A 26,613-nucleotide genomic window follows, 5' to 3' on the forward strand; every position below is an offset into this window, starting at 1 on the left:
TATGAATGATTAGCGCCTGGTTTACGTGATGGAATGAGGATGGACGAATGAATCGTGAGTTTGACAATGGATTTGATGAGGAAGAAGAGAGATTAAGAAGCCGCAGCAGGAAGCGCGATTTGGGCGCCGGTGCCGGGGCTGATTCAGATACAATGCCCCGCGGGCGTACCGGAGGCAGCGGGCAGGAGATAAGGGGCGCCGGACAGGCGGGCCGCGCAGGTTCGGGAGGCGGATCCAGGCAGGGAACGCCGGTATCTGCCGGCAGGGCGTCAGTAAGGACTGCATCAGATGGCCGCGGCTCCGGTTCGGCTGCCGGGCCCAGCTCCGGTTCCGGCGCCCGTCCGCGCTATGCCGGAGCGGGAGACGCAGAGCGTACCCCGGGCATACCAGGAAAGAACGGCGGAATGCGAAGCACCTATGCAGGTGAGAGGATGCCGGAACGTCCTGTAAGCGGTGAGGGAAAGACAGGCCAGCGTCCGCGTTTTGCAGGAGAGAAGCCGGCGGGCCGTCCCGGAGGCACGGCCGGAGGGGCCGGTGAGCGCCCCGGATACACAGGCACAGGCGGCAAGGGCGGAGCGCGTCCCGGATACACGGGCACAGGCAGCGGATCCGGTGAACGCCCCGTATATACGGGCACAGGCAGCAAGACCGGTGAACACCCCGGATATACAGGCACGGGCAGCAAGACCGGTGAACGCCCTGGGTATACAGGCACGGGCAGCAAGACCGGTGAACGCCCCGGATATACAGGCGCGGGCGGCAGGAGCAGTGAACGCCCCAGATTCACAGGGGACCGGCCTGACGGAAGGCCGGGAGTCTCAGGAAGCAGGCCGGGAGAACGGCCAAGGTATACAGGTGAAGGAAAAGGTACCAGGACGGCAGCCGGGAATTTGGGGGCTGGTGAGACTGGCAGCCGCACATACAGCCGGTCCTATGCCGGGGCGGAAGACCTTGGCGCCGGTAAGGGCAGGGATTCGTCTTTCGGAAGGAACGGGGGCGGAGCAGGAGGCCGCAGGGCAGCCAGGGAAGCGGCGGCAGCGGATCCGGCAGCAGCAGAGATCAAGCGCCGCCGTAAGTTGATAATTGTATTCATCATACTGGAAATCTTATTCCTTTTGGGAACCGGGCTTTACCGGTATGCGCAGAATAAGATGAGTCTGATTCAGCCAAGCCAGTTTAAACCGGCCCAGGTGACTAACCCTAATATCCCTCAGGGGAAGGTGGAGGAGATGGAGGGATACTGGACCATTGCCCTCTTTGGTGTGGACAGCCGGAATAACTCGGTGGGAAAAGGCAATAACGCCGATGTTATCATCATATGCAACATTGACCAGGGCACCGGCGAGATTAAGCTTGTCAGCGTGTTCAGGGACACATATCTCAGTGTAAGCGACAACGGGCTGTACAATAAGATCAATCAGGCTTATTTCCTGGGAGGTCCTGAGCAGGCAGTGGAGGCGCTGAACAGAAACCTGGACCTGCAGATAGATGATTTTGCCACATTTAACTGGAAAGCAGTGGTGGATGCGGTCAATATTCTGGGCGGAGTGGATGTGGAGCTGAGCAAGGCGGAATTTTACTATATCAATGCCTATATTACGGAGACTGTGGAGGCTACCGGTGTAGGGTCCTATCAGTTAAAACAGGCGGGGCTCAACCATCTGGACGGTGTCCAGGCAGTTGCGTATGCAAGGCTTCGTAAGATGGATACAGACTTTGCCAGGACAGAGCGCCAGCGGGAAATCATAGACCTATGTTTCCAGAAACTCAAGAAATCCGACTTTGCGGTGGTAAACAATGTCATGGAGGCAGTGTTCCCCCAGATTCTTTCCAGCGTTACCATTGATGACATTATACCGGCAGCCAGAAATCTGACCAAGTATACCATAGCGGATACCATGGGATTCCCGGCAGCCAGAAGCGATGCCAATATGGGCAAGAAGGGCGCCTGCGTCATTCCCCAGACACTGGAGAGCAATGTAACCCTTCTCCACCAGTTCCTGTTTGGGGATGAAAATTACCAGCCCAGTGATATGGTAAAGAAGATCAGTGCCAAAATATCAGCGGATACAGGCATGTACAATGAAGCCAAGCCAATCGACCATGTGGGAACAGACGGAGGGTATATCCCCAAGCCCACTCAGGCGACCAAGGCAACGGAAGAGACAAAAGAAAATGAGTCTGAGAGCAGCACGTCCGGGACAGATGAGTCCATTATTGACGGCGAGACGGATTTGGAGATAGAGACCGACGAGTTCGGCAATGAACTGGATCCGCCTGAGGATGATATATTCGGAAGGCCTGGGGAGAGCAGCGGATCCGGTACCGTCCATCCCGGCCGGCCGGGAGAGAGCAGCTCAGGCAGCATATTCCCGGGGGCCGAGACCTCAGAGGGCGACCAGACAACCGGACCAGGCGCAATCACCTATCCGGGTCAGGACCCCACCAGGGGAACCAGCGCAGCTTATCCGGGCGCCTCTAAGGGGACCACGGCTGCGTATCCCGGAAGCCAGGGAACGTCCCCGGCTTATCCTGGCAGCACCAAGGGGAGCACCGCAGCTTACCCTGGCAGCACCAAGGGAAGTACGGCAGCTTATCCGGGCGCCTCGTCCGAGGAATACGTGCCGGAGGGACCGGGGTCTGTGATCATTGGGCCGGGAAATTAATGTCAGGATTGTTCGTATAAAAGCAGCAGATATAAAGACTGTAAAAGTGCCGGCAGGGATATGTCATTCCCTGCCGGCACTTTTTAGTCTTATATAATAAAATGGTCACACATTTATCACAAATCGTTGCTAAACTGTGTACAGAATCGGGAGATTACGTGAGAAAGCGTGAGAAAGGGGAATTATAATGTACGACAACGACCAGAACTACGGGTGGAAGTCTTATGATAACCAGAGTTATGACAACAGGCAGTACGGCGGGGACCCATATGGGCGCCGTCCCCAGCCGGAGGATATGCCCCCAAAGAAGAAAAAAGGCGGCATTTTAAAAAAAGCAGCCCTGATTACAGCGGGTGCCCTTCTCTTTGGCACTGTCTCAGGGGCGACCATGGTGGGGGTCAATGTGGCTGCATCCAGATTCATGGGAAACAGCGCGGCTGCATCGGCTGAAGCGGAAAAAAAGGAAGAGATATCAAAGGCCCAGACAGAAAGTCAGGGAAGCGGACAGGATAACGGCCAGGGCAGCGCCCAGGGTAACGGCGGATACCAGCAGGGCCAGAGGAACAATGGAAAGGCAGTGGCGGATGTGTCCGATATTGTGGAACAGGCCATGCCCACAGTGGTGGCAATTACCAGCACGGCGGTATACCAGAGCAATAATTACGGATACGGCTGGTTCTTCAGGGGCGGCCCCCAGACCTATGAGGTACCCAGCAGCGGTTCGGGAATCATAGTGGGTGAGAATGACAAGGAACTTCTCATCGTGACCAATAACCATGTGGTGGAGGATTCCACCTCCCTGAAGGTGGCCTTTATTGACAGTGAGGTAGTGGACGCAGCTATCAAGGGAACGGACGCAGAAACGGACCTGGCAGTCATAGCAGTGCCCCTGGAGCAGATTAAGGACGATACCAAGAGCAAGATTAAGGTGGCCAGGCTGGGCAACTCCGATGAACTGAAGGTGGGACAGGGCGTTGTAGCCATTGGCAATGCGCTGGGCTACGGCCAGTCCGTGACCGTGGGGTATGTAAGCGCCCTTAACCGGGAGGTCAGGGTATCAAATACCAGTACCAGGGAACTTCTGCAGACAGATGCGGCCATCAATCCCGGCAACAGCGGAGGAGCCCTTCTTAATATGAAGGGAGAGGTGATAGGAATCAACGCCGCCAAGTATTCCTCCACCGAGGTAGAGGGAATCGGCTATGCAATTCCCATATCCAAGGCAGAGGACATCATGAACCAGCTTATGAACCGCAAGACCATGAATCCGGTGGAGGAGGCCAAAAGAGGCTATCTGGGCATACAGGGAACCAGCGTGGATGAAGAGTCCGCAGCGGCTTTCGGAATGCCAAGAGGTGTGTATGTATACAAGATACTGGAGGAAGGAGCCGCGGCCCAGTCTGACCTGAGGGAAAAGGACATCATCACCAGGGTGGACGGACAGAGCGTCCGGAACATGACGGATTTGCAGGAGCTTCTGGCCTGCTACGAGATGGGAGAACAGATTGATCTGACGGTACAGTCCCAGAAGGACGGGGAATACCAGGAAAGGACGGTCACCATCACGCTGAAGGCCATGCCCCAGGAGAATACGGAAACACAGGCCCAATAACTAAAATTTTTCAAAACAATGTGAAATGAAAATGCTTCCTCTTGTTTGGGGAAGCATTTTGTTATATACTTTACGTTAAGCGGCGGGACGATGGAACGGCCCGGTACGCCCTTTAACAGAGAGGAGAACTGACTTGGACGAGAAAGAGTATACCCAGGATGTGGAGACATCCGGCCATGGTGAAGATAAAGACAAACAAAAGGAAGAAGACCGCTATGAAAAGGTGTGTTACATGTGCCGGCGGCCTGAGAGCAAGGCCGGCCCCATGATATCCATGCCCGGCGGCATGAATCTCTGCCATGACTGTATGCAGAAAGCATTTGATTCCGTGACAAAGGGGGGCATGGATTTTTCCAAACTGCCCAATATGCCCTATATGAACATGAACCTCAATGACCTGAACATGACGCCTCCCGCAGTGGAAATCCCCAAAAAGCAGAAAATCAAGAAAAAAGCCAAGGAACAGCCGGTCCTGACCATGAAGGACATACCGGCGCCCCATGTCATCAAGGCAGAGCTGGACGAATATGTTATCGGCCAGGAAAAGGCCAAGAAGGTAATGGCAGTGGCTGTATATAACCATTATAAAAGGGCATTTCTGGACCAGCCGCCTCAGGACGGGGCAGGGGAGGATGCCGGAACAGATAAGAACATTGTCATTGAAAAGTCCAACATACTGATGATTGGTCCAACGGGAAGCGGAAAGACCTATCTGGTTAAGACGCTGGCCAGACTTCTGGATGTACCGCTGGCCATTGCCGACGCCACCTCCCTGACAGAGGCCGGTTATATCGGCGATGATATAGAAAGCGTGGTGTCCAAGCTTCTGGCTGCTGCGGATAACGATGTGGAGCGGGCTCAGAGGGGAATCATATTCATTGATGAGATTGACAAGATTGCCAAGAAGAAACAGACCAATACCAGAGATGTAAGCGGCGAATCCGTACAGCAGGAGCTGCTCAAGCTGCTGGAGGGAAGCACTGTGGAGGTGCCGGTAGGCTCCAACCAGAAAAACGCCATGACACCCATGGCAACAGTGAATACGGATAATATCCTGTTCATCTGCGGCGGCGCCTTCCCCGATTTGGAGGAAATCATTAAGGAGCGCCTGATGAAGAAAACCACCATGGGCTTTGGTTCTATACTGAAGGATACATATGATAAGGATCCCGATATTCTGGGGCAGGTGACCAATGAGGATTTGCGGACCTTTGGAATGATTCCTGAGTTTCTGGGAAGGCTTCCTGTGACAGTAACCCTTCAGGGGCTTACGGAGGATATGATGGTCCGCATCCTGAAAGAGCCGAAGAATGCCATCACCAAGCAGTATGAGCGTCTGCTGGAGATGGATGAGGTGCGGCTGGTCTTTGAGGATGAGGCCCTTAAATGGATTGCCGGTGAAGCCATCAAGAGAGGGACCGGGGCCAGGGCGCTGAGGGCCATTCTGGAGGAATTCATGCTGGATATCATGTATGAGATTCCCAAGGACCCTAATATCGGCTCTGTTGTTGTCACCCGTCCCTATCTGGAAAAAAGCGGCGGACCATTGATACAGATGCGTGGATAATTCATACCTTTGCATGGCTCATTTACCTTACTGAACAGAGGGTTATTCTCTGATACGCCGGAAGGTTTCATATAAATCCAGTGCTCCGTAGCCCCATTCTTCGTTGGGGTAGCGGAGTGCTGGATTTCTTCTTGCACCCCGGATCAAATAAGATTTCACGGACGCCTGGCTCATGGTAATCTGGTTGCTCTCCACGATTCCCCAGCCAAAGAGGCTGGCCACGGCGCCGGCCACGTGGGCGGCAGCCACTGAGGTGCCGCTGCGGGTGGTCATGGGGACGGATCCGCCAGCTCTGCGGCCTACAGAAGGCCCCATTACATTGACGCCTGGAGCTGCCAGCTCCGGCTTTACAATACCGGAAGGGGTGAAGCCGCGGCTGGAGTGGATGTAAATACTGTTGTTCAGGTGATTATAGGCCCCCACTGTAATGGGCGCGGCCGTATTGCCGGGCAGGGTAATGGTGGTGTCGGGAGTGGGACGCAGAAATACGGTCTCATCCGATACTAGTCCCTCGGAGGGCAGCCACATATGGAATTCTCCTGTAAAATATTGGGTATTATAGACCCGCACCTTCCATATGCCGGCCACAGGATTTCTAAAACGCATGAATATCAGCTGTTTTCCGGCGCCGGATTCAATGAGCTGGTAATTGACCGTAATGACCGTTGGTTCCAGAAGAAAAGGGATAGAGGTCTCGTTCCTGGCTATAATAGGAATACGGGAGATTATCTCGCCGCTGGGGGAGACAAAGCCCACAGAGTAGGTATCGGCAGTGGATGCCCAGAGCTCCAGGGAAAAACCGCGGGCGGATTCCTCCGGTCCCACCCGGATTTCCACATCATCCCACTCCTGTCCGGACGGAATGGTGCCGAAATGGTGATGGGCCCGGCCTGTCTCATTGCCTGCCGCGATGACCGCTGCCCGGCCCAGGAAACGGCTGGCATCCTGTACAACGCTGCTTAAAGGTGAGGTGCCTTCATGGCTTCCAAGGTTGGAGCCAAGGGCTATGAGGATGATGAGGGGGCGTCCCAGGCGGAATGCGGTCACTCTCAGGTATTTAATTCCCATCATGATGTCATTTTCCTGATAAGCATCTGCGTCCTGGCTGACAAGGTAGAACTCGCGGAGATAGCGTTTTGCCTGTTTCAGTTTGACCACTATGATCTCGCATTCCGGAGCTGCGCCAGTGAAGTCCTGTTCCGGCAGGGAGCCGCCGGCGGCAATACCGGCCAGGAAGGTGCCGTGGCCATTGGTGTCTGTGGAGGGCACCAGGTCCAGGGGGCTGTCGGAGGCAAGGGCCTGGTTGATTTGCTCCCTGGTAAATTCAGTGCCATAAGAGGCGCCGCTGAGTTCATAATAGGCCGGCACGCCGGGAGGAATGACATCCTCTCCTGTGGGGATGCTCTGGTCCCACAGTCCGGCGATTCGGGTGGAGCCGTCCTGATAGCGGAATAAGGGGTTGGTATAGTCAATGCCGGTATCCACGATACCTATTAGGGTTCCGCGCCCCCTGTTTCCCAGGGCAGGCGCGGCAAAGGTGGTAAGTATGCCGGAGGCCTCCATGCTGGAACTGTCCAGAAGGGAAAAAAGTCCGGGTACAGTATAGTAGCTGTATCGGGCCAGGGAAATGGGGGTTACGGTATCCAGAGGAGTGTAGATGATATTGTATTCATCGTTCACATAATCCATACAGGGAATATCGGCCGGATTGCCGACTATCTGCTGCTGGCTTCCAATTCTGTATATGAAATCAGCAATATTCTCGTCGGCGGAATTAAATGGGCAGTCTGCCATGGCACACCTCGGGCAGGATATTTGTTATAGTATATGCTTGAATTCAGAAACCTTTCACTGGACGGAGGTGTGAAACCATAGTAAAATGAAATAAAAGGGTGGAAAGGAAGGCGAATCTATGATTTATGGCTGGATAATAGGCGGGCTGGCTGCCCTGGACCTGGGAGTCAAGAGCGTGGTGGAAGGTCAGGAGGACGACACGTTTCCAAGGGACCTGCCGTCTGCCAAAGGATTTATAAAGCTTCATAAGAACCACAACAGCGGTTTTCCCTTCGGATTTATGAAGGAAAGACCGGAATTAGTAAAGGGGATTCCGCTTATGGTGATTTCGGCCATGGCCGGAGCACTGGCAGCCATGATGCAGGATAAGGGAAAGACCGGGGAGAAGCTGGGCCTGTCTCTTGTGATGGGAGGCGCTCTCAGCAATCTGTACGACCGTGTGGTGCGCGGGTATGTGGTGGATTACTTCACCATTGAATGGAAATCCCTTAAGAAGGTGGTGTTCAATCTGGGCGACATGTTCGTGTTTTTGGGAAGTGCTGTCTTTGTGCTGGCACAGGCTGTGGGGAGCCTGGAAGATGCGGGTGTGAAGAAGAAAAAGAAATAAGAAAAAATAAGGCCCGGCAAAGGGCATCTGATGGAAGAGAAGAGAGAATGACCGGATTCCATGGCCATGACTGGAATCAGGTATTCTCTCTTTTGAACATTAACTGAGCATCCCCCCTATGGTTCCTCCCAGCGCGCATATGCCCATGACGGTGACAGACCGCTCCATATCAATGGCTGACCCCATATTCATGGCCCAGGACACTGCAAAAAGCACCAGGAAGTACAGAAGCCCTGACAGAAGCCCCCAGAAGAACCGGCGCTGCCGGATGCGTTTGCCCGCCAGAAAACCGCCGCATAAGCAGGTCAAAAGATACACGGCATACACCATCAGGTTCACCTGTCCCTCTTTCAGGCGCAGTTTATAGAGGGCAAAGGCCAGGGCAGCCAGAAGGATTCCTGACAGCACATAGGAGATGAGCAGGGAGCGGAGCATGGGCTTCACAATACCATTTTCCATATATTGTTCTCCTTTTGAAAGAATCTATGTTGCAGTATATTCCCGGGGGAGCCTTTAATATGACAAACCTTTGAAAATACCGTTGCAAGGGACTTTAACCTGTGTTATAATTTCAAGGAATTATAGTTTCAAATAATTAATAATATTAAATGAATAGGAGGTGCCGTAGTATGAAGCACGTTAAGACATTGAATACCAATACCTTAAAGGACACAATGAAGAAGGGCGGATGCGGCGAGTGCCAGACTTCCTGCCAGTCAGCCTGCAAGACATCCTGTACAGTAGGAAACCAGAGCTGCGAGAACGCTAACCGCTAATCGCCGGTCAGAAGAGATACATACAGGAAATTGGTTGCAAGCCCCTATGGTCGATGGGATTATAGGGGCTTTACCATGCACAGGATTTGGGGCCACTGGCCCTTGGAAAGAGAGAGTAAATTCGTGATTCATCAGTATATAAATAATGGTTATCATATTGTCCTGGATGTCAACAGCGGATCTGTCCATGTGGTGGACCCGGTGGTCTACGACGCCGTGCAGCTGGTTTCACAGCGGATTCCGGAGATGGAAGCGCCCGCTGCCCTGCCTTCAGATGTGAAGGAAGAGGTAAGGGTCTGTCTGAAGGACAGATACAGCCAGGAGGATATAGAGGAGGCTCTGGAGGAAATCGGTCAGCTGATTGAAGCAGAGCAGCTCCTTACCAAGGATATTTACAGGGATTTTGTGGTAGACTTTAAGAAGAGGAAGACGGTGGTGAAGGCACTGTGCCTGCACATTGCCCATGACTGCAATCTGGCCTGCCGTTACTGCTTTGCAGAGGAAGGCGAGTATCATGGACGCCGCGCCCTCATGAGCTATGAGGTGGGAAAGAAGGCACTGGATTTCCTGATTGCCAATTCCGGAAACAGGGAGCACCTGGAGGTGGACTTCTTTGGCGGCGAGCCTCTGATGAACTGGGATGTGGTGAAACGGCTGGTGGAATACGGCCGTTCACAGGAGGAAGCCCACCACAAGAAATTCCGTTTTACCCTGACAACCAACGGTGTTCTGCTAAATGACGAGGTAATGGAATTCTGCAACCGTGAGATGAGCAATGTGGTGCTGAGCCTGGACGGACGAAAGGATGTCAACGATAAGATGCGCCCCTTCCGTAACGGCAGCGGCAGCTATGACCTGATTGTCCCCAAGTTCCAGAAGTTTGCGGACAGCAGGAAGCAGATGAATTATTATGTCCGCGGTACATTCACCAGGAACAATCTGGACTTTGCAGACGACGTGCTCCATTATGCGGATCTGGGGTTTGAGCAGATGTCCATGGAGCCGGTGGTGGCTGACCCGTCAGAGGATTACGCCATCAAGGAGGAAGATATCCCGGCCATCTTAAAGGAATACGACCGCCTGGCCCTGGAGTATATCAAGCGTAAAAAGGAGGGAAGGGGATTCAACTTCTTCCATTTTATGCTGGACTTAAAGGCAGGACCCTGCGTGGCTAAGCGCATGGCAGGCTGCGGTTCCGGCACCGAGTATCTGGCGGTGACCCCCTGGGGCGATCTCTATCCCTGCCACCAGTTTGTGGGCAATGAAAAATTCCTTATGGGCAATGTGGACACAGGTGTTGTGAACACGGATATCAGGGATGAGTTCAAGACCTGCAATGTATACGCCAAGCCGGGGTGCAAGGACTGCTTTGCCAGGTTCTACTGCAGCGGCGGCTGTTCTGCCAACGCGTATAACTTCAGCGGCTCCATCAACGGGGCATATGACATTGGCTGTGAGATGCAGAAGAAGCGGATTGAGTGCGCCATCATGATTAAAGCTGCCCTGGCAGACGATGAGGAATAATTGAGGCATATCATATGAAATATCAAGTCATAACAAAGGACGGGCGTGCCAAGCGCGCCCGTATGGAAACAGTACACGGTACCGTGGAGACGCCTGTGTTCATGAATGTGGGAACAGTGGGCGCCATCAAGGGAGCTGTATCAACGGATGATCTGCGGGAAATCGGCACCCAGGTGGAACTGTCCAATACCTATCATCTCCATGTGCGCACCGGCGACAAGCTTATAAGGGAATTTGGCGGGCTGCACAGGTTCATGAACTGGGACCGCCCTATCCTTACGGATTCCGGCGGGTTCCAGGTATTTTCCCTGGCAGGACTGCGCAAGATTAAGGAAGAAGGGGTTTACTTTAATTCCCATATCGACGGCCACAAGATATTCATGGGGCCTGAGGAAAGCATGCAGATTCAGTCCAATCTGGGTTCCACCATTGCCATGGCGTTTGACGAATGCCCTCCCAGCCATGCAAGCGACGACTACATCCGGCATTCAGTGGAGCGCACCACCCGCTGGCTGGCGCGCTGCAAGACCGAGATGGAGCGTCTTAACTCCCTGCCGGACACGGTGAACCGTCAGCAGCTGCTGTTCGGCATCAACCAGGGCGGCGTGGTGGATGAGATACGTATGGAGCATGCAAGGACTATACGGGAAATGGACTTGGACGGTTATGCAGTGGGCGGACTGGCGGTGGGCGAGAGCCACGAGGAGATGTACCATATTCTGGATGTGACAGTGCCCTGCCTGCCTGAGGACAAGCCTGTATATCTGATGGGCGTGGGAACTCCGGCCAATATCCTGGAAGCGGTTGACCGGGGCGTGGACTTCTTTGACTGCGTATATCCATCCAGGAACGGACGCCACGGCCATGTGTACACCAACCAGGGCAAGCTGAATCTGTTTAACCAGAAATACGAGCTGGATTCCCGTCCCATAGAAGAAGGATGCGGCTGTCCTGCCTGCCGTTCATACAGCAGGGCCTATATACGCCATCTGCTGAAGGCAAAAGAAATGCTTGGAATGAGATTATGTACCTTGCATAATTTGTATTTTTATAATACAATGATGAAAGAGATTCGCGACGCCATCGAGGAACACCGTTATGCTGAGTATAAAGCGGCCAAGCTTGCCGGTATGGAAGGTTCCGGCCGTGCGATCAGTACGGCGTCTGATGAATAAGAAACTACTGCGGCGAGGCGGCGGTAGGTGTGAAGGAGGAAAATGGAATGACAAGTGGTCCGATGTTCTGGGTTCTCTATATTGTTCTTCTGGGAGGTATGTTATATTTCATGGCAATCCGTCCTCAGAAGAAGGAGAAGCAAAGACAGAAGGAATTGCTGGAAAGCGTTGCAGTTGGTGATACCATTCTCACCAGCAGCGGATTCTATGGCGTTATCATCGACATGACAGATGATACAGTCATTGTGGAATTCGGTAACAATAAGAACTGCCGTATTCCTATGCAGAAGGCTGCCATTATCCAGGTTGAAAAACCGGAAGCCTAAGAGACGTGAAACCCGGGGCCTTGTCCCGGGTTTTTGAATATGGTGAAATGTTCCCCTTGGAGGCTGCAAAGCCATCATATATGAAAGAGAGCAGGAGGATAGGATGATTAAGAACATTGTTTTTGATATGGGAAATGTCCTGGTGGACTACATAGCGGACGGAGTGTGCAGGCATTTCATAGAGGACCAGGAGACCAGGAAAAAGGTCAGCACTTCCATATTCGTATCTCCTGAGTGGATTCTGCTGGACTTGGGAGTAATGCCGGAGGATATGGCCTTAAAAAAGATGCAGGCCCGCCTGGATACAGAGGAGGAGCGCAGTCTGGCCGCCCTGTGTTTCAACCGCTGGCATGAGTTCAACATGTATAAGAAGGAAGGAATGGAGGATGTGGTAAGATGGCTTAAGTCCATGGGCTACGGCATCTATCTGTGCTCCAATGCATCTGTGCGCCTTTTGAGCTGCTATAAGGACGTGCTGCCCGCAGTGGATTGTTTTGACGGCATCCTGTTCTCGGCCGACGTCCTGTGTCTGAAGCCACAGAAGGAAATATACGGCCACCTCTTTGAGCGGTTCCATCTGAAGCCTGAAGAATGCTTCTTTGTGGATGACCTTGAGCTTAACATAGAGGGAGCGCGCCGCTGCGGGATGGACGGATATTGTTTTGATGATGGAAATGTGGAGAAATTGAGGGAAGTTCTGGCAGGGCTGAACCGGAGATAGGTACCGTAGATGGATACCGGAGATAGAGAAAGTCAAACATTATGGAATTCATAGAAAAAGCTCCGTACCAGGTGGTACGGAGCAATTTTCTTTAGGATTTTCGGATTTTCAAAAAGGGTTGAAGGATAGTTGTTAAACATTCGTGCATTTCTTATGTACTTAGTATAGCATGCAATCCTCCGGAATGTTTGAATGTTCTTTGAATAGATTATTAAGAAAATCTTAAAATTGATAATTTCCACCTGCTGGACAAAGCCGCGGAAACAAATAAGGCTGCAAGGGAAAAATCAGGAGGCTGGAAAAAACAGGCTTTGGGGGATGAAAGAAAAATGAAATGGAATCGTAAACTGAAAATGGGTACGAAAAATGGAAGTAATGGGGCTCGAACCCATGACCTTTCGCGTGTGAGGCGAACGCTCATCCCAGCTGAGCTATACTTCCATGAGACTATTATAGCACGATGATGCGGAAATACAAGCATTTTAATGATAGAATGTAAAAATTTTGCAGAAAAACCAAATAGATGAAGAAGTATTGATAATTTAAATAAAAATTTAATAATATCAGAATATTGTACTTTTATATGGATTATAGTATTATGATATCAAATATATCGGGGGCTAAAGAATAAACAGAAGGAGGTATTTGTGTGAGACAATACAATGATTTAAAAAAAATGATGGACGTTGCTGCCGGAAGAAGAAAGGCATCCCTTGTGTTAAAAGGGGGGACAATCGTCAATGTATTTACGGAGCGCACAGAGATTGGGGACATAGCCATTGAGGATGGCTGTATAGCCGGCATAGGGGAATATGATGGGCTTGTCAACGTAGATATGACAGGCAGGTATATCTGTCCCGGTTTTATTGACGGGCATATACATATTGAAAGTTCCATGGTGTCGCCGCCGGAGTTTGAAAAAGCAGTCCTTCCCCATGGCACCACCACCGTGATTACGGATCCCCATGAGATTGGCAACGTGGCAGGGTGCCAGGGCGTGGATTATATGTTAAAAGCCACGGAGGGACTGTCCCTGGATGCATTTTTTGTCATGCCCTCCTGCGTGCCCTCCACCGAACTGGACGAGTCCGGTGCTGTGCTGGGGCCGGAGGATATAAAGCCATACTATGAGAATCCCAGGGTTTTGGGGCTGGCAGAGGTGATGAATTCAGTGGGAGTGGTTGCCGGCCAGGAGGATCTGATGGGGAAGCTTACGGAGGCAGGGAGGCGAGGCAAGGTTATAGACGGCCATGCGCCTTTCCTGAGAGGGAATGAGCTGAATGCCTACGTGTGCTCCGGCGTGTGGTCTGACCACGAGTGTTCAGATGCAGGGGAGGCTCTGGAAAAACTTGGAAGAGGACAGTGGATTATGATACGGGAGGGCACGGCTGCCAGGAACCTGGAGGCACTTATGCCCCTGTTTGAGGCCCCCTATTATGAGAGGTGTATGCTGGTGACAGATGACAAGCATCCCGGCGACCTGATTTCTATGGGACATATTGATTATATTATCCGCAGGGCAGTGTCCCTGGGCGCGGACTCCATACGGGCCATTAAGATGGGAACCTTTAATGCAGCCCGGTATTTTGGACTGAAGGACAGGGGCGCTGTCATGCCTGGGCTGAGGGCGGACCTGGCAGTGCTTGAGGACTTGAAGGATATCCGGGTGGCGGCTGTATACAAGGACGGAGTCCTGACGGCAAAGGAGGGAGTATGCCTGGGGGCCGGGAAGGAAAAGAAACGAAATTATGCAGCAGGAGAGGAGCCGCGGTCCGGAAGCAGGGAGGATACCGAATCTGCGGAAAAAACAGCCGGTGGCCTGGAAACTGCATTTCCAAGGGTGTTTAACTCCTTCCATATGGATGAGGTTACCCTGGAGGACCTGGTGCTGGAGCAAAAGGGGGCCATGGAGCGGGTTATTCAGTTTAAACCCCATGAACTTCTCACAGAGGAGCGTCTGGTGCCCTGGCAGAATACTCCGGGGCTGGCACCCGGCGTCAGCCTGGAACAGGATATTGTGAAGGCAGCTGTGTTTGAACGCCATCTTCACACCGGACACAAGGGACTGGGCTTTGTGGGCGGATACGGTCTTAAGAAGGGAGCCGTGGCTACAAGCGTAGCCCATGATTCCCACAACCTGATTGTGGTGGGGACCAATGACAGGGATATGGTATTGGCCGCCAACGCAGTGAGAAAGAACAGGGGCGGCCTGGCTGTGGCGGCAGAAGGACAGGTGCTAGGCGAGCTTGCGCTTCCCATTGGCGGAGTTATGAGCCGGTTATCCGTGGAGGAGGTGGAGGAGCAGCTGCAGGCTCTGAAGGTTTTGACAAGGCAGCTGGGAATCAGCAGCGATATAGATGCATTCATGACCCTGGCATTTGTAAGCCTTCCGGTCATTCCGAAGCTGAGAATCAATACCTACGGTGTGATTGACGTGGACCGGCAGAAGCAGGTTCCGCCTTCCTTTTAAAGAAAATATTTTTGCTCCTGTCAGGCGGTTTTATCTGCCTGACAGTCCTGCCTGCCTGACCGCGTCACACGGTGCCCTGGCACAGATTCCTTCATTATAGAATATCCTAATAAAAAAGGAGAAAATCGTGATGTGAATCAGGCGAGAGAAGACATTAATTGTGAAGAAGTGTATTCCATGGGTATTACGGGTAGAGGAGTGGGTGTGGCAGTACTTGACACCGGAATTTACCTCCATGAGGATTTTAAGGATAGAGTGACAGCCTTTGCTGATTTTGTAAACCACCGCACATCGCCCTATGATGACAATGGCCATGGCACCCATATAGCTGCAATGATTGGAGGCAGCGGTATCTCCTCCGACGGGAAATACAGAGGGGTGGCGCCGGGATGCAGTCTCATATCGGTGAAGGTGCTGGACCAGAAGGGAAACGGCTATGCCACAGACGTACTGACCGGACTTAAATGGATCCGGGAGAACAGGGACAGATATAATATCCGCATTGTGAATATCTCCGTAGGCTCCTTGTCCCGCAGGGACATGACAGAGAACTCAATTCTGGTGCGGGGGGTGAATGCGGCCTGGGATGACGGCCTGGTGGTAGTGGTGGCAGCCGGAAATCATGGACCGGGCCGAATGACCATCACAACTCCCGGCATCAGCCGCAAGGTTATAACCGTGGGCTGCTCCGACGATCACAAGGAAGTGGACGTCATGGGAAGCCGCATGGTGGATTATTCCGGAAGAGGCCCCACACTGGCTTGTGTCTGCAAGCCGGATTTGGTAGCGCCGGGCTCAGGCATCATCAGCTGCTGCAATGAGCCCGGCAAATATTTTTCAAAGTCAGGCACCAGCATGTCCACGCCTCTTGTGTCAGGCGCAATAGCCCTGCTGCTGGAAAAGTACCCGGATATGAGCAACAAGGATGTGAAGCTTCGTATCAGGGAACGGGCCCTGGACCTGGGCCTTCCCCATAACCAGCAGGGGTGGGGGAAGCTGGATGTGGGACGGCTGCTGGAGTAGCATTATAAATGGGGCCCAAGCCCCGGCAGACAAAGGAGCAAAACAGTCCTGCCGGCGCAGTATCTTAAAAGGAACTGCGCCGGCAGTTTTTTGTGTATGTATCCATGGAACGGGGAGGACAATGATAAATCATTGAAAACCCCATTATGATTCTTGACAAAGAACAAGAGTAGGAGTATTATATAAGTATAAAAACAAAACAAAGTTTTGCAATGCAAAACTTATTATTTTAACTCATATTACAAAACAAAGTTTTCTATTACAAAACAAAAGAAGGGAAGGGTAATGAGAGAGAACGATATCTTAAAAGGGGAACAGGGTGCTCTAAAGCGGGCTCTGTACAAGTCTATGGGATTCACCGGGGAACAGCTGGGCAAACCAATTATTGCCATTGCTAACAGCTACACCAATGCGACGCCGGGGCATTTTGTATTGAAACAGCTGTGCGAGAGCGTAAAGGAGGGGATTATCAAGGCAGGAGGAACGCCCATGGAGTTCTCCACGGTGGCTCCCTGCGACGGTATTGCGGAAGGCCATGAGGGGATGCGCTACATTCTGCCCACCAGGGATTTGATTGCGTCATCCATTGAGTGTATGGTAAGGGCCCACCGGTTTGACGGACTGGTGCTGCTGGGCTCCTGCGACAAGATTGTACCGGGCATGCTGATGGCTGCGGCCAGGCTGGAGATGCCGGCCATTTTCCTGAATGGAGGCCCCATGTATCCGGCTTCCTACTGTGGCAGGCATTACGACGGAAACATTGTGACAGAGGCTATTGGGTGGAAACAACAGGGAAGGATTGATGAAGAGGAGTTCCGGCATATTGAAGATATTGCGGAACCGTGTCCTGGCTCCTGTGCCATGCTGGGAACTGCTAATACCATGAGCGCCCTATCGGAGAGCCTGGGAATGTCCCTGATGGGAAGCAGCACCATTCCGGCTGTCCTGGCAGCCCGCATGGCAAAGGGGGTTGAGACCGGAGAGAAAATTGTAGAACTGGTTCAAAAGGGAGTCACCACAAGGGACATCCTTACAGAGGAAGCATTTGAAAATGCGGTTATGCACCTTTTAACAATGGGCGGATCCACCAACGGTATTCTCCATCTCCAGGCAATTTATCATGAAGCCGGACTGGGGGAACTGCCGCTCAGTGTATTTGATGAATTCAGCAGAAGAATTCCGCAGGTGGCCTCCATTTATCCGGCTTCGGAATTTGACATGGTTGACTTTTACGAGGGAGGCGGAGTTCCGGCCGTATTGAAGGAGATAGAGGAATACCTGCACAAGGATACCCTGACGGTATCCGGCCTTACAATGGGGGAGGCACTGTCACGGTTTTCTTATACCAATAACAGAAACATGATTAAAACGGCAGAGGAGCCCTTTGCACCTACAGGCGGTGTCGCCATATTAAAGGGAAACATAGCGCCGCTGGGATGTGTAATCAAGCCCGCGGCCGTGCCAAAGCACATGTTCAGATATTCAGGCCGTGCCCAGGTCTTTACCACCGAGGAGGAATCCTATCAGGCCGTACTGGAGGGCAGGGTGAAACCAGGCACCTGCATGGTCCTGATGTACGAGGGGCCAAAAGGCGGACCGGGTATGCCCGAGATGTACAAAACCATGAAATATCTGGAGGGAATGGGGCTGTCTGATACATGCGCCCTGATTACGGACGGAAGATTTTCAGGGTCCAACCGCGGACTTTTCGTGGGCCATATCTCACCCGAGGCATATGAACAGGGGGACTTTGCTCTGATACAGGATGGGGATGTGATTGAAATTGATGTTGATGCCAGGAGCATAGAACTTAAGGTGCCGGAGGAGATACTTGAGGAACGCAGGAAACGTTTTGTTCCTGTGGAAAAAGAAGTAAAGCGGGGATATCTGAGGACATACAGAAGAATCAGCGCATCTGCATCCAAGGGAGCAGTTGTAGAATAAAGAATACTAAGAGAAGGAGTATTTAAAAATGAAGAAGAGAATGTTAGCAGCATTATTAGCCGGGAGTATGTTATTGACAGCATGTGGCGGCACAGGGGGACAGACAGCGTCACAGGCACCGAAGGGAGAGGCATCCCAGAGTGCGCCGGCAGACACCGGGACACAGTCAGGCCAGAAAGTTACCATGAAGGTCAGCGTGGGTGTGGCTGATAACCATTTTGAGGCGGTTGCTGTAAATAAGATGAAGGAATACATAGAAGAGCAGACAGGGGGAAACTTCACGGTAGAGATATTCACAGGAGCCCAGATTGGAAATGACCAGGAGGTTTTTGAGGGACTGAAGCTGGGAGTGGCGGACATGCTTCCCTGCGGTACGGATATCATCGGAAACTTCTCAAAGGACTTCGGACTGCTGTCACTGCCATATCTCTTTGACAACGAAAAGCAGGTGGAGGCTGTTGTGGAAGGCGAATTCGGACAATCACTGCTAAAGGAGCTTGAGGACATCGGCTATGTGGGTCTGGGATTTGGAAACTTTGGCTTCCGTCATACAACCAACAGCAAGCATCCAATCAACAGTGTGGAGGACATGAAAGGATTAAAAATAAGGACCATGACCACGCCGATTCATCTGGAGGTGTTTGAGGCATTGGGGGCCAATCCCACTCCTATGGCATTCAGCGAGCTGTTCTCTGCATTGCAGCAGGGCGTTGTTGACGGCCAGGAAAATCCGCTAATGAATATTTACGCTAACAAGCTTCATGAGGTTCAGAAGTATCTTACCCTGGATGGTCATGTATTTACCTTTGTCACATTTGTCGTTTCCAAGGATTGGTATGATAAACTGGATCCATCCTACCAGCAGATTCTGAACGATGGTATAAAGATAGCCACTGAGTATATGAAAGAGAGCTGTGAGTCTGAGGATGCATTGGCCCTTGAGAAGATGAAGGAAGCCGGAGTTGAGGTGGTGGAGCTTACCCCTGAGGCAAAGGATGAATTCAGGGAAGCTGTGAAGGGTGTCAGCGAAAAATACGGCAATGAGATAAATCCGGACAGATATAAAGAAATGCTGGATATCATTGCAGCGGTGCAGTAGATGACTCACAGAAAGGGGTTACGTATCAATGAAAAAAAAGAAAAACTTTGAATATTATCTGATTGTTTTTCTGTTTACGATTCTGATAGTGGTGTGTTTTCTCCAGGTGCTGTTCCGCTTTGTGTTCAATCTTCCGCTGGCATGGACAGAGGAGCTGTCCAGGTATGTATTCATTATCCTGATATACTGCGGTGCCAGCGCAGCTGTGCTGGACAACGCCCATGTCAGGGTGGAGCTGATTGATAATGTACTTTCAGAGCGCGGCAGGTTTGCGTTAGACATTGCAGTAAAGCTGCTGTGCGCTGCCGTCAGCCTGGTCATCGCCTACAACTCCAGACAGATCATTTATAATGCCAGCCTTTCCAAACAGCTGTCCGCCTCTCTCAGAATTCCTATGGCAGGCCTGTATGCACTGGTTGCTGTCATGTTCTGCCTGATTGCCTTCAGATTCCTGCAGGCAGTGTTTAAGATGATAGTCCGGAAAAAGGAGGTTGAAACCAAATCATGAGCATATTTCTGATGATGATGGCAGTATTTCTGGTATTTGTATTCCTTGGGATACCGGTATCGTTCAGTATAGGACTGTCGACTGTGGCGGCGGTCCTGGCCAAGGGTATGCCCCTGGCGTTTGTATCACAGATGGCATTTACGGGATTGGACTCTTATACATACCTGGCTATCCCTATGTTCATTCTGGCCGGCTATCTTATGGAGACCGGCGGGCTGTCCAAAAGGCTGGTGAATTTTGCAGCCAGCCTTGTGGGAAACATTCATGGAGGGCTGGGAATCATAACCGTGCTGGCCTGTGCTTTTTTCGCGGCCATCTCAGGCTCATCTCCGGGTACGGTTGCAGCCGTAGGTGCGATGATGATTCCTCCCATGGTGGAGAAGGGGTATGACAGGGATTTTTCCGCAGCATTGACAGCCAGTGCAGGTTCTTTGGGAGTCCTGATTCCGCCATCTATTCCCATGGTGCTCTACTGTATTGCCGGTGAGGTGTCCATTGGAGAGATGTTCATGGCAGGATTCATACCTGGTTTCCTCATGACAGCAGCCCTGGCTCTCACTACCTATGTGATTTCCAAAAAGAATGGATACAAGTCTGATGAGGGAGAATTTGAGTGGAAGAAGGTGGCTGCCAGTTTTAAGGAGGCAATCTGGCCTCTCCTTGCCCCGGTCATTATCCTGGGCGGCATATACAGCGGTATCTTTACTCCCACGGAAGCAGCCGTGGTGGTAGTGGTGTATTCCATGTTTGTAGGACTGTTCATCACAAAGGAGCTTAAAGTGTCGGACCTGCCCGGTATTCTCTATAAAGGTGCAGTTACAGCAGGAACCACTGTATTCATACTGGCATTTGCAATGGCATTTTCACGCTATCTCACATTAAACCAGATTCCGCAGCTCATTGGAAGCGTGATTCTGGGCATCACGGGCAATGTCCATGTGATTCTGATTCTCTTTGTGCTGCTATGTTTTGTGACAGGAACCTTCCTTGAGACAGCTTCTCAGGTGCTGATTTATACACCGTTGTTCCTGCCTACCTTAAAAGGACTGGGTGTCAGCCCGCTGCATTTTGGTATTCTGCTTACAGTGGGGACCATGCTGGGCATGATGACGCCTCCGGTGGGAATCAACCTGTTTGTCGCGCAGGGAATCAGCGGAGCAAAGATATCAAAGATGACCAAGGCAATCCTTCCCTTCCTGTTTGTGATGCTGTTTGTGCAGATACTGTTTGTGTTCTTCCCGGGCTTTTCGACCTTCCTTCCGGGATTGTTCTCAAAGTAGGGGCAGGATTAACCGGTTGACCGCAGGCGAGCACATAAACTATAATAAATAAAAAAGGTTTGGAGTTGGGTGAATGGAACGGGAAAGTCAATATACAATCTCATCGGTAAAAAAGGCGCTAAAGGTTTTAAAACTCTTTGACAGTGCCCATAAAAGCATGACGCTGACTGAAATCAGCGAGAGGGCAGATATGCGCAAGGGAACCATGGTCAGGGTGCTGACGACCCTGGAGGAAGAAGGGTTTGTAAGGTACGACGAGATTTCCAAGCGCTACAGCCTTGGCATGTCCATTTACGTGCTGAGCAGCAATGCATTTCAGTTTATAAGCGTTGTGGAAACTGCCAGGCCTTATCTGGAGAAGGTTACAACAGAACTGAATCTGATTGCCCATCTGTCTGTGCTTGAAGGCGAAAAAATCGTGCTGATTGACCGTGTGGTGCCCAATGCAAACGCTGTTGTCTTTGATTTGAACTCTAAGATAGGCGGTGAAGTGGAGGCGCATAATACGGGGGCAGGAAAAGTGCTAACTGCCTATTCTGCGACAGAGGTCAGGGAGAAAATTATCAGTCATTGTTCCTTTGAATCATATTCAGAGAGGACCATCACGGATAAGGACGAGTACAGAAGCATCCTGGATGCTGTCAGGAAAAACGGTTATGCCACCAATGAAGGGGAAAGTGAACCTTATTTGAAATGTATTACATATCCCATATTCGGTTATGGAGGCAAGATTGAGGCGGCTCTCAGTTTGAGCGGAATTATTCAATATTTTGACGCCGGGCTGGAGCAGAGATGCCATGAGGCGTTAAAGGAAATCTGTGAAAAGATTTCCGCGGCCATGGGGCAGAGTCTGTAATCCTGTCCCTGCCGTATGGGCAGAGAGGAAATGGAATGAAAGGACAGGAGTCTGTTTATCTTCCGCATTTCACCATCGGGCTCAATGCATTTGATGCGTTCCGGGATGTGATTGGGAGATATGGAAATAAGATTGCGGCGGTTCATGGGGAAAAAGCCTGGAATGCCGCCGGCCGGTATGTTACACAGGCTGTGGAAAAAGCCGGCATGACGACGACGGGTGAAATTCTCTATGGCCATGAAGCCACCTGGAGTAATGTGGAACGTCTGGTTGCAGATCAGAGGGTCAGGCAGTCGGATGTGCTGCTGGCGGTGGGAGGCGGAAAATGCGTGGATACCGTAAAACTGGCAGCAGATCTTCTGAGAAAGCCTGTGTTTACGATTCCCACCATTGCATCCAACTGTGCTCCGGTTACAAAGCTGAGTATCATGTATGGTGAAGACGGAACGTTTGAGAAGGTGAAACGGTTAAATTCGGTTCCGGTCCATTGCTTTATCCATCCCGGGATTATCCTGGATGCCCCTATTCGTTATCTCAGGGCCGGCATAGGAGATGCCATGGCAAAACATGTTGAGTCGGAGTGGTCGGCCAAGGCAGGAGAGAAGCTGAGCTTTGGAAGCGAATTTGGTATTTTAGCGGGAAGGCTGTGCTTCTATCCAATGCTGGAATTTGGTAAGAAGGCAGTGGAAGACGCTAAGGCGGGGATTGTCAGTGAAGAACTGGAAAAAATATTGCTTAACATAATTATCACTCCGGGAATCGTGTCTGTATCCGTACATTCGGATTATGTGGGCGGGATTGCCCACGCATTGTTCTATGGACTTACGAGACGCAGACAGATCGAGGAAAATTATCTTCATGGAGATGTGGTTGCTTATGGTACACTGGTTAATCTGATGGTAGATCGGGACTGGGATAAGTTGGAAAAGACTTATCGGTTCAACCGTTCCCTTGGACTGCCGTCATGTCTGAAGGATTTGGGACTTACCCTGGAAGATGATCTGGAGGATGTGCTGGCGGCGGCTGTGGAAAATCAGGAACTCAGCCATACACCGTATCCGGTTACGGCTGACTTGATTCAGGAGGCCATGAGGGAGTTGGAAAGCTATAGGGCCTGACGTATTGACAGAGAACGATTACATATGAATGAGAGGAATTTATTAAATCATGGTTGTATGGAAAAATGATGACGAGCTTTTTGCTCTCATGAGGGAAACACTGTATTCATCTGTTATAGGTGATATATTGGATAAAATGAACTATCTCCATCAGTTCCTGCCATGGAGGATTCAGCCCATGCGGGAAAATATGGTGGTGGCCGGAAGGGCCATGACTGTGCTTGAGGCAGATGCTCTGGAGACAGTATCTGAGGGGCAGAATCCAATCATGAGGCAGAGCTTTGGCCTTATGCTGGAGGCGCTGGATGACCTTAAGAAAAACGAAGTATATATATGTACCGGATCGTCACCCACATATGCCCTGGTAGGGGAGCTGATGTGTACGAGAATGAAGATACTGGGTGCGGCCGGCGCTGTTGTAAATGGATTTCACCGCGACACCAACGGAATCCTGGACCTGGATTTCCCATGCTTTTCTTATGGGAGATATGCCCAGGACCAGGGCCCCAGAGGAAAGGTGATTGACTACAGGGTTCCCATTGACATGGAGGGAGTGAAAATCAATCCCGGAGACATTGTATTTGGGGACTTGGACGGTGTCCTTGTTATCCCTAAGGAGATTGAGGAGGAAGTGATTGTCAGGGCTGTTGAAAAGGCTACCGGAGAGAAGATGGTGGCTGAGGCCATTAAGAACGGTATGGCTGCAAAAGCCTCTTTCGATAAGTACGGGATTATGTAAAATGAAAGGACCAAGTGATTAAGAAGCAGGTGATAAGAACAGAGATTAGCACCAGGCAAGAAAAAGCCCCGCATCAGCGAATCCTGATGCGGGACTTTTTTGCATTATGCTTCCCAGCGCCCGGATGCCCCGCAGGGCAGCACCAGGCCTGTCTGGGTGACAGGGAGGCCCACCTCCTCGGCGCTTACTGTTCCGCCGAAACGGGGGACGATTTCCACGCCTATCATGTAGGAAAGGACTGCGGGCGCCAGTCCGGTGGTGTAGGAGTTAATCAGAAAGAACAGGGGCTTGTCTGACAGGAGCTGGACGCACAGCTTGACCAGAGGATGAATGGCGTCCTCTATCTTCCAGATTTCCCCTTTTGGTCCCCTCCCATAGGAGGGAGGGTCCATGATGACCGCATCGTAGCGGTTGCCCCTGCGGATTTCCCGCTCCACGAATTTCACGCAGTCGTCCACGATCCAGCGTATGGGGGCATCGGCCAGTCCTGAGGACTGGGCATTTTCCTTGGCCCAGGCCACCATGCCCTTGGAGGCGTCCACATGGGTGACACTGGCGCCTGCCTTGGCTGCGGCCAGGGTAGCTCCGCCGGTATACGCAAACAGGTTCAGGACCTTGACCGGGCGTCCGGCTTCGCGAATCCTGGCGCCAAACCAGTCCCAATTGGCAGCCTGTTCGGGAAACAGACCGGTGTGTTTAAAACTAAAGGGCTTTAGATTGAAGGTAAGTCCCTTATATCCAATGGACCACTGCTCAGGAAGATGGAAGAATTCCCACTCGCCTCCGCCCTTGCTGCTGCGGTGATAATGGCCGTTCATCTTTTTCCAGCCCTTGTGGTTTCTGGGGGTGTCCCAGATAACCTGAGGGTCCGGGCGCACCAGCAGGTAATCACCCCAGCGCTCCAGTTTTTCTCCCTTTGAACAGTCTATCACTTCATAATCCTTCCACTCGTCTGCAAGCCACATATATTTATTTAACCTCGTTTCTTCCATATATAATAATGATAATAATGAGTATAGTCTAAGTGCTGCGGCTCCGTCAAGTATTCGGTACATTTTCGGAAAAATAGAAACGGTTTGGCTAAATTGTAATAGAATTGAAAGATAAATTAGGTTGAATAATTGAGGGAGCCTTGATACAATATACCATAGGATTATCAGCCCCGGCAGAAACAGGGCTGATATGGGTGAATGCAGATGGGAAGAGGAGTTGAGCATATGAAGAAAAAGATGGTGGCGGTGTGGGCCCTGGCGGCAGTGCTGTGCTTTGGTACGGCTACGATATCTGCCCTGGCAGCAGAGGGTTGGGCTCAATCGGGGAGCACCTGGGTCTACTATGACTCCAACGGGAATAAAATATATAATACATGGAAAAAAGGGGCGGACAACCAGTGGCGTTATCTCAACGGCGAGGGAGTTATGGCCACCAATGCGTGGGTTGAGTCTGATTATTATATGGACAGCAACGGCATCATGCTCACTGACAAGTGGCTGAAGCTTACCGGCGACCAGGGCGAATACGAGTGGTATTATTTCAGCAGCAGCGGCAAGGTAATCACAGATGCCTGGAAAAAGATTGACAATAAGTGGTATCACTTTAACGGTGACGGCCGTATGGAGATTGGCTGGATTCTGGACGATATGTATTATACCGGTTCTGACGGCGTTATGCGGACGGGCTGGCAGAAGCTGTATCCGCCGGATGACGATGACGACAACGCAGACAAGGTGACGCCGGGAATTGACAGTGTCACAGATGATGACGGCCGCTACTGGTACTATTTCTCCTCAAATGGCAAGAAATATGCGCCTGACAGCTCAGACGGCGATTACACGGCCCGTAAGATAGACGGAACCTATTACTGCTTTGACGAGAACGGCGCCATGCAGACAGGCTGGAAGAACGTAAAGTCCACAACCAATGACTCCATCCAGGATTACATGTACTTTGGTTCTGACGGCAAGGCCAAGATTGGCTGGTATTCCATTGAACCTCCTGAGGATCTGAACGGTTATGAGGAAGCCGTGGAGTGGTTCTACTTCAATAACAGCGGCAAGCCGAGAGCGGCTGATTCCGAACGTCTTACCACCAGTGATATCGTGAAGCTGAACGGCAAATCCTATCTGTTCAACCATCTGGGCAATCCGGTTTATGGACTTAAGAAAGTCTATACCGGTTCCGGCGAGGATGACTGGACCGCGTTCTACTTTGGAGATAAGAATAAGAGCTGTGTCCAAAAAGGAAAGATGAAGGTGACCGAGGACGACGGCAATAAGAGCGATTTTTACTTCCTGGACAATGGACGGGGCGTCAATGGGGTTAAGGATAACTACTTATACTATAAGGGAAAACTCCAGAAGGCAACGGACGGCCAGAAGTATGTATGCTACCGGGTGGAGGGCAGGAATTATGTGGTCAATGCTTCCGGTAAAGTTATGAAGGGAAGCAATGTAAAGAACAGCGACGGCGTTAAGTTTACAACCAACAGCTCAGGCGAGCTGACAAAAGCGGATGATGACAGTGATGTTGATTCTTACGCACAGGAGCCCACGGAGCCATACTGCACAGAGTAAACAGACTGGCGCTATGACCGGTATGTGACTAAAATGATTCATATAAGGAAAGACTTCTATAATAAATGGGAGGTCTTTCCTTTTTTACTTGTGGAGCCCCCTGTCAGTCTGAGTAAAAATGCTCCGGGAAAAGCGTTGAAAAGAATCAATTAAAACCAATAAAACTCCGGGCAAAGGCTGACAAAGCACTGACGAAGAAAATTGAAAAAAATACTTGCATTTATTTGGAATGTGT

General features: G+C 51.3%; 22 protein-coding genes and 1 tRNA gene. 19 read left to right on the forward strand and 4 right to left on the reverse strand.

All coding sequences use genetic code 11. The annotated features are described in order from the left end of the window. The first annotated feature begins 47 nt into the window (after positions 1-47). The 3 genes from LI015_RS18465 to clpX all read left to right on the forward strand — a co-directional run bounded on the left by LI015_RS18465 (position 48) and on the right by clpX (position 5,845). Positions 48-2,666, forward strand: a complete 2,619-nt coding sequence (locus LI015_RS18465) for an LCP family protein (RefSeq protein ID WP_227125974.1) — start codon at positions 48-50, stop codon at positions 2,664-2,666. A gap of 187 nt (positions 2,667-2,853) precedes the next feature. After that, positions 2,854-4,278: a S1C family serine protease gene (locus LI015_RS18470; protein ID WP_002570715.1), complete on the forward strand. Its 1,425-nt coding sequence runs from the start codon at positions 2,854-2,856 to the stop codon at positions 4,276-4,278. A 133-nt stretch (positions 4,279-4,411) separates the two neighbouring features. Beyond that, positions 4,412-5,845, forward strand: a complete 1,434-nt coding sequence (gene clpX / locus LI015_RS18475) for an ATP-dependent Clp protease ATP-binding subunit ClpX (RefSeq protein ID WP_021893013.1) — start codon at positions 4,412-4,414, stop codon at positions 5,843-5,845. Between the two features lie 42 nt (positions 5,846-5,887). Here clpX and LI015_RS18480 read toward each other — a convergent pair whose 3' ends face one another. Beyond that, a complete protein-coding gene (locus LI015_RS18480) occupies positions 5,888-7,639 on the reverse strand; it encodes a S8 family peptidase (RefSeq protein WP_002566543.1) in 1,752 nt (583 codons plus the stop codon). 118 nt (positions 7,640-7,757) lie between these two features. Here LI015_RS18480 and LI015_RS18485 point away from each other — a divergent pair, with 118 nt between their 5' ends. Beyond that, positions 7,758-8,246 (forward strand): signal peptidase II, encoded by a 489-nt coding sequence (locus LI015_RS18485; RefSeq protein ID WP_002566542.1) that lies wholly within the window; start codon positions 7,758-7,760, stop codon positions 8,244-8,246. 99 nt (positions 8,247-8,345) lie between these two features. On the opposite strand, the gene LI015_RS18490 is transcribed toward LI015_RS18485, so the two are convergent. Further along, on the reverse strand, positions 8,346-8,705 hold the full coding sequence (locus LI015_RS18490; protein WP_002566541.1) for a TIGR04086 family membrane protein: 360 nt from the start codon (positions 8,703-8,705) through the stop codon (positions 8,346-8,348). A 170-nt stretch (positions 8,706-8,875) separates the two neighbouring features. Here LI015_RS18490 and scfA point away from each other — a divergent pair, with 170 nt between their 5' ends. The 5 genes from scfA to LI015_RS18515 all read left to right on the forward strand — a co-directional run bounded on the left by scfA (position 8,876) and on the right by LI015_RS18515 (position 12,768). Next, positions 8,876-9,022 carry a six-cysteine ranthipeptide SCIFF gene (gene scfA / locus LI015_RS18495; RefSeq protein WP_002566540.1) on the forward strand — a complete coding sequence of 49 codons (147 nt, stop codon included), beginning with the start codon at positions 8,876-8,878 and terminating at the stop codon, positions 9,020-9,022. 123 nt (positions 9,023-9,145) lie between these two features. Further along, a complete protein-coding gene (gene scfB / locus LI015_RS18500; RefSeq protein ID WP_034557546.1) occupies positions 9,146-10,546 on the forward strand; it encodes a thioether cross-link-forming SCIFF peptide maturase in 1,401 nt (466 codons plus the stop codon). Positions 10,547-10,560: 14 nt separating this feature from the next. Then, entirely contained in the window at positions 10,561-11,721 is a 1,161-nt protein-coding gene (gene tgt / locus LI015_RS18505; RefSeq protein WP_002566538.1) for a tRNA guanosine(34) transglycosylase Tgt, read from the forward strand. A 47-nt stretch (positions 11,722-11,768) separates the two neighbouring features. Further along, positions 11,769-12,047: a preprotein translocase subunit YajC gene (gene yajC, locus LI015_RS18510; protein ID WP_002566537.1), complete on the forward strand. Its 279-nt coding sequence runs from the start codon at positions 11,769-11,771 to the stop codon at positions 12,045-12,047. 103 nt (positions 12,048-12,150) lie between these two features. After that, positions 12,151-12,768 carry an HAD family hydrolase gene (locus tag LI015_RS18515; protein WP_002566536.1) on the forward strand — a complete coding sequence of 206 codons (618 nt, stop codon included), beginning with the start codon at positions 12,151-12,153 and terminating at the stop codon, positions 12,766-12,768. A 367-nt stretch (positions 12,769-13,135) separates the two neighbouring features. On the opposite strand, the gene LI015_RS18520 is transcribed toward LI015_RS18515, so the two are convergent. After that, positions 13,136-13,209: transfer RNA gene (locus LI015_RS18520), tRNA-Val, on the reverse strand. A 208-nt stretch (positions 13,210-13,417) separates the two neighbouring features. Here LI015_RS18520 and ade point away from each other — a divergent pair. The 9 genes from ade to LI015_RS18565 all read left to right on the forward strand — a co-directional run bounded on the left by ade (position 13,418) and on the right by LI015_RS18565 (position 23,805). Next, positions 13,418-15,238, forward strand: coding sequence for an adenine deaminase (ade, locus tag LI015_RS18525; protein WP_227125976.1), 1,821 nt, complete (start codon positions 13,418-13,420; stop codon positions 15,236-15,238). A gap of 132 nt (positions 15,239-15,370) precedes the next feature. Further along, positions 15,371-16,261 (forward strand): S8 family peptidase, encoded by an 891-nt coding sequence (locus LI015_RS18530; protein WP_002566534.1) that lies wholly within the window; start codon positions 15,371-15,373, stop codon positions 16,259-16,261. 285 nt (positions 16,262-16,546) lie between these two features. Beyond that, a complete protein-coding gene (ilvD, locus tag LI015_RS18535; protein WP_227125978.1) occupies positions 16,547-18,205 on the forward strand; it encodes a dihydroxy-acid dehydratase in 1,659 nt (552 codons plus the stop codon). A 28-nt stretch (positions 18,206-18,233) separates the two neighbouring features. After that, positions 18,234-19,304 carry a TRAP transporter substrate-binding protein gene (gene dctP, locus LI015_RS18540; RefSeq protein WP_002570702.1) on the forward strand — a complete coding sequence of 357 codons (1,071 nt, stop codon included), beginning with the start codon at positions 18,234-18,236 and terminating at the stop codon, positions 19,302-19,304. Positions 19,305-19,332: 28 nt separating this feature from the next. After that, entirely contained in the window at positions 19,333-19,812 is a 480-nt protein-coding gene (locus tag LI015_RS18545; RefSeq protein WP_002566522.1) for a TRAP transporter small permease, read from the forward strand. After that, on the forward strand, positions 19,809-21,092 hold the full coding sequence (locus tag LI015_RS18550) for a TRAP transporter large permease (RefSeq protein WP_002566521.1): 1,284 nt from the start codon (positions 19,809-19,811) through the stop codon (positions 21,090-21,092). The genes LI015_RS18545 and LI015_RS18550 overlap by 4 nt, the downstream gene beginning before the upstream one ends. A gap of 73 nt (positions 21,093-21,165) precedes the next feature. Continuing rightward, a complete protein-coding gene (locus LI015_RS18555; RefSeq protein ID WP_227125980.1) occupies positions 21,166-21,948 on the forward strand; it encodes an IclR family transcriptional regulator in 783 nt (260 codons plus the stop codon). Between the two features lie 35 nt (positions 21,949-21,983). Continuing rightward, complete coding sequence (locus tag LI015_RS18560; protein WP_002566519.1) at positions 21,984-23,066, forward strand: iron-containing alcohol dehydrogenase family protein; 1,083 nt, start codon at positions 21,984-21,986, stop codon at positions 23,064-23,066. A gap of 49 nt (positions 23,067-23,115) precedes the next feature. Continuing rightward, positions 23,116-23,805 carry an RraA family protein gene (locus LI015_RS18565; RefSeq protein ID WP_002566518.1) on the forward strand — a complete coding sequence of 230 codons (690 nt, stop codon included), beginning with the start codon at positions 23,116-23,118 and terminating at the stop codon, positions 23,803-23,805. A gap of 104 nt (positions 23,806-23,909) precedes the next feature. Here the strand turns inward: LI015_RS18565 and LI015_RS18570 are convergent, their stop codons facing one another. Continuing rightward, positions 23,910-24,770, reverse strand: a complete 861-nt coding sequence (locus LI015_RS18570) for a class I SAM-dependent methyltransferase (RefSeq protein ID WP_002566517.1) — start codon at positions 24,768-24,770, stop codon at positions 23,910-23,912. A gap of 252 nt (positions 24,771-25,022) precedes the next feature. On the opposite strand from LI015_RS18570, the gene LI015_RS18575 reads away from it, so the two are divergent. Further along, complete coding sequence (locus LI015_RS18575; protein ID WP_002566516.1) at positions 25,023-26,378, forward strand: hypothetical protein; 1,356 nt, start codon at positions 25,023-25,025, stop codon at positions 26,376-26,378. The last annotated feature ends 235 nt before the right edge of the window (positions 26,379-26,613 follow it).

The organism is Enterocloster sp. 210928-DFI.2.20 (genome assembly GCF_020554465.1).
GTDB classification, from domain to species: Bacteria; Bacillota; Clostridia; order Lachnospirales; family Lachnospiraceae; genus Enterocloster; species Enterocloster bolteae.